Below are 8432 nucleotides of genomic sequence, written 5' to 3'. Positions count from 1 at the left end.
ATTTTTTGGAGTGACGGACGGAGCAATTATTAAGAACCTGGAACTAAACGGAATTGTAGTAACGGGAAATACCAATGCAGGAGGCTTGATTGGGTTAGGAACATCAACGCGAATCGAGCGGGTGAAGGTAACGGGAACAGGGGAAGTGAAAGGGGCAGCATCTGTTGGAGGCCTGGTTGGAAGACTGCAAGGAGGAAGCATTAGCCTAAGCAGCACGTCTATCGGAGTGACGGGAACCGGTAACAGCATAGGGGGCTTGATAGGATCTTCCAGCGGCGGAGTAAGCATAGAGAAGAGCTATGTCGCAGGGAATGTAACAGGGGTGGACAACGTAGGAGGGCTGATCGGGACAGTCATACGAGACAGTCAAGTAGGGATAAAGAACTGCTATATAGTCGGCAATCTCAAGGGGCGCACAGGAGTATCAGGAATCCAGGGATATCTGGACGAGTATAGTACCGCGACACTTGAGAACATCTATATGGCGGGAAAGATAGAAGGCACGAGTGGGGTTGGCGGATTAGTAAGCTATCAGAGTCCTTACCGAACCTCAGTCACGGTAAAAAATAGTTATTACGACAAAACTTTAGCAAATAACGTATCGTCAGAGAATGGTAAGAGCACAGAGAGTTTACGGAATAAAAGCACTTTTGTTAGCTGGGACTTCTCATCAATATGGGACATCCACGAGGGCACATCGTATCCGTATTTCCGCGATGAGGAAACACCCATACTTTTAAACCCTCCCCTAGTCGAGCCATACAAGGTTACGATGAACTGGGGGATGGTGAGTGGTGCTGTCCAATATATGATTGAGAGAAATAATGAAGTCTATTATTATGTGCAAGATGCTGTATATTCAGATACAAATGTTGTCCCAGGTACTACTTATAAGTACAGGATAAGAGCAATATCTAAGACGGGGGTTAGCTGGTATACTCCAGATACCAAGGTTATTACCCCGCTGGAAACTCCCGCAAACATCAAATTAACTATTATAGGCTCAAGCAATAGCCTTTCTTGGAACCCAGTTAGAAATGCCAAGAGCTATGACATAGAGATCGATGGGAGACAAGTAATTAATACCGGCGAACTATACCAGGAATTTTCTTCTGATTCTCCAAACACTCAACACTACTATCGAATTAGAGCGAAGAATGATATCGCCGTGAGCAAATGGTCGGACGTATATAGCATCGTCAATTGGGACGACAATCCTGCCGTAGCCTTCATCAATCAAGGATGGATAGACGGGAATTCCCCCGACCATACAACAAACATAACCCTTATGGGTCACCAGATGAGCGATATCTATACAGTCCAATTGAAGCTACACTATGACCCGAGCAAGCTGAAGGTAACGAAGGATAGTCTAATCACCCTATTCCCTGGAGAGAATCTGGAGTATTCCAATGTGCGGATCGAATCGGAAAAGGGAATTATTCAAGTAATGCTTTCATTGACTGGGGAGCAAGTCGGCAAAACCCAAGACATCGTATTTCTCAGGCTGAAGGGTGTCATGGTTCAGAACTCTACGGGGCCCCTATCAACCGAAAAAATTGTATTGGTCAAATCCGATGGAAGTATCGTAGAAGTCCCCCTAGCAGGGCCGCTTCAAGTAATAGAACTGAGCGTAAACTAAATGAGCATAATAACTATCGTGAGAGAAGAGAGACGTTCGATGACCAATAGTAGATCAGGCGGCAAGCGTGTCGCCATTTTCAAAAAATGGGTGAATCCCATCCTGTTTTGTATGCTTATCACTTTGTTCTTGTTTAGCTTCCCTTCGATCAGTCTGGCCGATTCAAAACAAACGACCTCAACATCCTCCAGCAGTTCGAATAACTTTTCGGATAAAAAGGTTGTGGTGGATGGAAATTATGAGGGAATCGGCCAGCTGGTTAAAGTATCTGACAATCGCTATAAAGTAGACCAAGGGCACCCTGATTATATAGAAAAATCAGCTACGGGCACTGGCACAGGGAAATCGACGACCGTTTATGAGTACACGAAAGGATCATGGAAAATAGAGTCGCAAGACACGACAAGCAATGAATCGATATCATACAGTGATGCTGAGGGGTATACCGGGACGCTTTATAAAACCGGGGCAACGCTTGTCTCTACGAGTGGGCAAGCACCAAGCAATCCCTCGGAAGGTTCAACATACACGTATGTTCAAAACTACTCGGCAACCTATGCAGGAATCGTTAAAAAAACGGTGTGGATTGAAAACTGGGTTTGGTATGGGAGTTATGAAGCAGCTTACCAAGCGTACGTTTATACCCAAGACACGATTAAACAAGCATTTGGAAGCCAGAACAATTGTGCGTGCAATGCCGACCCTGTCAACATGATGACCGGTAATTTCTTGTACTCTGATACCGATATCACTTTATCTGGCGTCAATGAACCGTTAGCGATCACACGGAACTACAATTCGCTGGATCGCGAATCCGGTTTATTCGGAACCGGTTGGCGCTTTCTATATGATTCTAATTTGATAGTGAGCGTCGATGGTACTTTGGTCGTCTCTTATCCAGATGGAAAGCGGAATTATTTTGCGAATCTTCTGGGTACCAACCGATACACATCCCAGTATGCAATTTCCGATACTATCACAAAAAATGCCGATGGGTCTTACTCCTTGTTGTTAAAGGATCAGAGTATTTACTTGTATAGTCCACAAGGCAAATTGATATCCATTACTGACTCGAATGGAAATAAAACGGTTTTGCAGTATTCCTCATCGGGAGCCTTAACTCAAATCCAGGGCTTTGGCGGAAATATACTCCGGATTACAGTCGATCAGGGGCTTATTCGTCAAATTCAGGATCAAGCGAACCGTACGATAAGATATGAATATGATACGAACCATCGATTGATTAAAGTTATCGGTTTGGGGGGCACTACCCAATACGATTACAATGCGTTTGGCATCACTTCAATTACCGATGCCAATGGCCATCGGGTAGTTAAGAATGATTATGATGAAGTGGGACGCGTGATCAAGCAAGTGGATGCCGAGGGATACGAAGCGTCCATAGAATATAACGATTTGGATCGCGTTAACACGATCACAAAGAAATCTACAGGCGAGAAAATTGCCTACCGTTATGATGATAATCTGTATGTGACAAAGGAAGAGCATGAAGATGGCACATATACGGCTTATACCTATGATGATCATGGCAATGTAATTGCAAAGCGGGATCAGGGGGGGAATATCACAACTTATACGTACGATGCTAGGGGAAATAGGCTGACATCGACTTCCCCGAATCCCCATAACTATGAAACCAAGTTTACGTATGATGAGGATAATAATCTAACCGCCATTTCTTATCCGGACGGCGGAGAGAAGATTAATTCCTATGATAATAAGGGAAACCTCGTAGAAACGAAAATAAAAATCCAAGATGGCATCTATTCCTCGACAAAATACACCTACGACGATCTGGGACGAATAACAAGCATTACCGATGCAGAGAACCGCAAGGTTATCTATGAGTACGAGAATGGCAGCAACCCCATTGCGGCGGTTGACGGTGAAGGGAACCGAACGACTTACCAGTATGATGGATTGGGGAGACTGCATTCACTTATGAATGCGGATGGAACCACAACATTGGAATATGATGCCCAGAACAGGGTCATCAAGCAAATCGACCCACTGGGTGGAACCTCGCGCTACAAATATGATCCGGTGGGCAACCTTGTAAAGTTCATATCACCGGAGGACTATAATTCGGCCAGCGATGATGGAGTCGGAATAACCTTTGTCTATGATGGAAAAAATCGAAACATTAAGCTCATCAATGCCTTAAATCAAACTATGGCCTTCCAGTATGATGAGGCCGGCAACTTAACGAAGCGAATTAACCCCAACGAATTTGAGCCCGAAAATAATGATGGAGTCGGATTTCGTTACCGATACGATTATAAAGGTAATGTGACCCACATTATTTATCCATCCGGCCGGCAAGCAAGAAGGAAGTACGATGCCGTTGGAAATCTGATTCAATCCATTGACGTAAATCATTACAATGAACAAACGGACGATGGAGCTGCAACGACTTACAAATACGATAACGAAAATGAGCTTATTGAAGTTCGAAGACCGGACGGGAGTCTTGAGGTTCGGTATGTTCGGGACGCGATGGGCCGCGTTGTGAAGAAGATCACCGCTTCAACGTACCAAGAGGGCATAGCAGATTCCGATCAGATTGGAACCATCTATCAATATAATAAAGCGGGTTGGTTGATTGAAACTCGGGAGCCATTACGTAATCTTAACTCGTCAATCCTGTATAAGGTTTCTACCTTTTCTTATGATAAATCTGGAAAGGTAGTTGAAGAGCGTCAGTCTCCTGAAGAAGTAAACCTGACCGGCCAACCCGGTAACTGGAATGTTATCTCGTATAGTTATGATCGCAAGGGCAATATGATCTCTATTCAGGATTCAACCGGAGCCGAGATTGCTTATGCGTATGATGCTATGGGAAGAACGACGGAGGAAAAGACCAAGATCGCCGAAGGAAAGTACCGAATTATTGGTTATCATTACAACTCGACCGGGAAGATGGATAAACAATGGTCAATAATTGATGGAGCTGACATTGGCAGCGAAGGTCTAATTCGTGCCGAAACCCGGTTCGACTATAACAAAAATGGACAACTCATTCGGGAAACATCACCCAATGGCTATGTTACGAAGTATGATTATGACGAGGCAGGTAGACTTATCGCGGTTAGGAAAGATGTTCAAGAAGACCAACTGAGTGAAACCCATGTACGAGCCCAAGTCTCAGCTTCAAGGCAAGTTATCTACCCCGGCAATAGCTACGAGGTGGCAGTCGAACTCGACCCGGATGTGTCGGTTCGGTCCTTCGGCCTGAATCTTACGTATGATGCAAGACTATTCACGCTGGAAAGCGTAACTCCGGTTTTGCAAGGAGTTAAGGAAACACATGAAGGTATAGGTCAAATTCAAATAACGGGTGATCAGGTAAACATTGACCGAAAAACAAAGCTTGCAACCATTCGGCTGAAAGCCAAAAACGATATCCAGGGGATCGCTTCGATCTTGATTCAAGCCGATTCGACCTATACCGATAAATCGGGGAAGCCAAAACCATTTACGGAAGCAGTCGGATACAGCTTTCAGATGCAAGCTCCGGACTTTAACCGGGATGGTAAGGTTCAAGCCAACGATCTGACGTTGACGGCCCAGCAAAAGGGGCTAACGCAAGCCGACCTGCTTTATGATCCCAAATATGATATTAACGCGGACGGAACGGTAAGTGCCCCCGACCTGGACTACATTACAGATTGGATATTTGATGAAAGGGATTCACAACAAGAAAAGGTACCTTACGAACAGTATGATCAAACTAACACGAACCTTCAGTATGAGGTTGCTCACCAGAAAGCAACGAGACTAACTCAGTTTGAGTATGATGCGTCTGGCAATCTTGTGAAGGAGACGGATGTAAACCGCAACTCCATCATCTATACCTATGACAATCAGAATCGAGTTACAAGCATAACCGATAAAGAACAGGGAAAGACCCTGTATGAGTATGATGATTATGGCAACTTGATCAAAGAAACCAGTCCCTCTCACTCAAAGAAGGGAGCCGATGGCTTAGGAATTAGCTATGTTTACGACGAGAATCAGAGACTCGTTACAGTTCGCGATGAGAACAATAGAGTGACCCAGCATTACACGTATAATAGCAACGGTCAAGTCATAAAAGTTATTGACGGCAAGGGGTACTACTCGGGAAGCACAGACACGGCACGGTATGGAACGGAGTACTCTTACGATTACGCCGGACGGGTTATTTCTGTTGCGTATCCCGAAGAAGTCCTGCAAAGCAAGACGTCCATCGCCTATGAGTATAACGCTCTTGGTTATACCATCGCAGAGACGGATGGAGAGGGAGCCAAAACACAGTATGAAGTTGATCCATGGGGAAGAATTACGCTTGTAACAGATGCCAAGGGCAATCAGACCCACTATACGTACGATTATGCGGGCAACCTTACATCGGTAATAGATGCAAATCATCATACAACGAGCTATACGTATAATTCGATGAACCGTCTATCTACCATTACGGATCCGCTCCAACAGACCATTTATTATTTCTACGATCTGGAAGCTCGATTGGTCCATATGAAGGACCGTAATGGCTTGGATACGGTGTTCACTTACAATTCTGATGCGGCTCTAACCAGCCGGAAGGTAGAACAGACAGGGGAACAAGAGCAATTTCTCTACCGGTTGGACGGAACCACGTTAGCGGGAATCAACGAGCGGGTGATCGACCGTTATAACATGACTCCGAACGGGCTAGTCAGTCAGCAAATACGGAACGGCAAGAATTATCTATCCTATCAATACAACGCGGATAGTCAATTAACACGTGTTCAAGATATTGCCGGCAACGATATTACGTATGGATACGACAATACCGGGCGGCTTGAACATGTCGGTCAAATGGGAACAGAAATTGCGACCTACCAATATAACCCGGATTCGACCATTGCCGGGGTTCGTTATGCGAATGGGGTATCTGTGGGGTTTGGCTATACCAAGAATCAGCAGATTCAGTCAGTCGTTAGTCGGAATCCGAATGGGACGGTTGTGGATCAACACCGTTATACGTACGATCATAACGGAAATAAGTTAACTGCTACGAACAATGAAAAACAGACTGCATACGCCTATAATTCCTTGCAACAGCTGGTTGATGTTCAGAATCCGGATGGCACGCAATCGCATTATGAATATGACGCAGTCGGTAACCGACTTCTTCGTACTTCCGGCGGTCTTCAGACCAGCTATCAGTATGACCCGAATAATCGGTTAACAAAGGTTACCTCTAGCAATGTTATTCAGGACTATTCGTATGACGGAAACGGAAACTTGGTGAAGTCCGCGAATGACCAAGGAGAAAGAACCTATCAGTACAATGGTTTTAATCAACTAACCCAAACGGTTTTGAAAAACGGGGACTGGATGCGGTATGCCTACGATCCTTGGGGACTTCGTACCAGTATCTCCGAAAATGGGATGCAGACCGACTTTGTCTTCAGCGGTGATCAGGTGCTTGCCGAAATGACAACAAGCGGCTATACCCTGAATCGGTATATTCGGGGATATGATCTACTCGCAGAGCAAGACCCGCAAAATCGGATATACGCTTATTTGAAGGATGGGCATGGGAGCGTAACGGGATTGCTGGATCCCAGTGGAAAACGGGTCAATCAGTATTCCTATGACGAGTTCGGAAACGTTCAGACGCAAGTAGAAAACCGTTCGAATCGATTTACCTATTCCGGAGAACAGGTAGATCCCATTACGGGCGAATACTATCTGCGTGCAAGAAACTATGATCCCGCTGTTGGGCGCTTTACCCAAGAAGACACTTACCGCGGGGAAGCGGGCGTCCCACTCAGCCATAATCTCTATTCTTACGTTCAAAATAATCCGGTTAATCTTATTGACCCCAGTGGACATCGGCAAATGGAGGATAACAACGGCGGCGGTGGAGCTGCTCCTGCAAATCAAAACAAATCCAACCAAACTACGAAAAAAAGCAACCCAGCTCAAGAGAAAAAGTGTACGACTCAAGAAACCAATGACAGTAAGTGGAATAAGATGCTTGTAAACATAAAAAGTGGATTGCAAAAAATATACGATGTAGCCGTCGGAGGGTTACAAGGTAATTTGGATAATAATGTGTCTAAATATTTAATTGATCCTTCAATAATTTTAATTAATCCTTTAATAATTCCTTGTTTATACCCCCAAGAGTTTTTGCTCATTTTATCGACTAAAGTTGAAAATGAACAGGATTATCTTAAAGGGTACAACGCAGTGGAAGAAGGGCTATATCAAATAGTGTCAACAATAGACACCATGGCAATGGCTAATCCTACGGGAGCTGGTTTTGAGTCCGCTTTTAAAGAATTTTATGAGCTACTAGAATGGGCTAAATATGGAAAGCCCTTATCAAAAGCGGGACAAACAATATTAAATGGTGCAAAAGAAGAAGCAATAGCGAAAGGTTTTAAAGTTACTGAGGGTGCGGGATCTAGCGCAAGTAATATTGTAAATGGGACAAGATTAAACGGACAACTTACTGCCGAAGAAGCAAGTTCTGTATTTACGAGATCAGGAACCTTAAAACAGGAAGTAATTAATAAATCTGAAGCAATCGTACCGGGAAGTAAGTTAAGTGACCCAGAAGTAATAAAAGCCTTGACAAGCAATGGTAGCTCGATAAATGATTGGGCTAAAATGTCAACACAGACTTTTAAAAGCCCGAGCGGTGATTTCCAAGTACATTATTATCAAAACTTGAAGACTGGAGAAATATCTACGTTCGGTATGAAAGCGAAGTTTAACAGATGAGGTGAGT

General features: G+C 44.3%; 1 protein-coding gene and 1 pseudogene. Both read left to right on the top strand.

The genetic code is table 11. The features are described from left to right. Nucleotides 1-1642 (top strand): annotated as a pseudogene (locus ACSEXS_RS21950) (hypothetical protein); the annotation flags it as partial. 39 nt (nt 1643-1681) lie between these two features. After that, nucleotides 1682-8425, top strand: coding sequence for an RHS repeat-associated core domain-containing protein (locus ACSEXS_RS21945; protein ID WP_438435378.1), 6744 nt, complete (start codon nt 1682-1684; stop codon nt 8423-8425). Nucleotides 8426-8432: the final 7 nt, after the last annotated feature.

This window comes from Gorillibacterium terrae (assembly GCF_051594785.1).
Taxonomy (GTDB): Bacteria; Bacillota; Bacilli; order Paenibacillales; family NBRC-103111; genus Gorillibacterium.
This window is presented reverse-complemented; position numbering and strand designations above follow the sequence as displayed.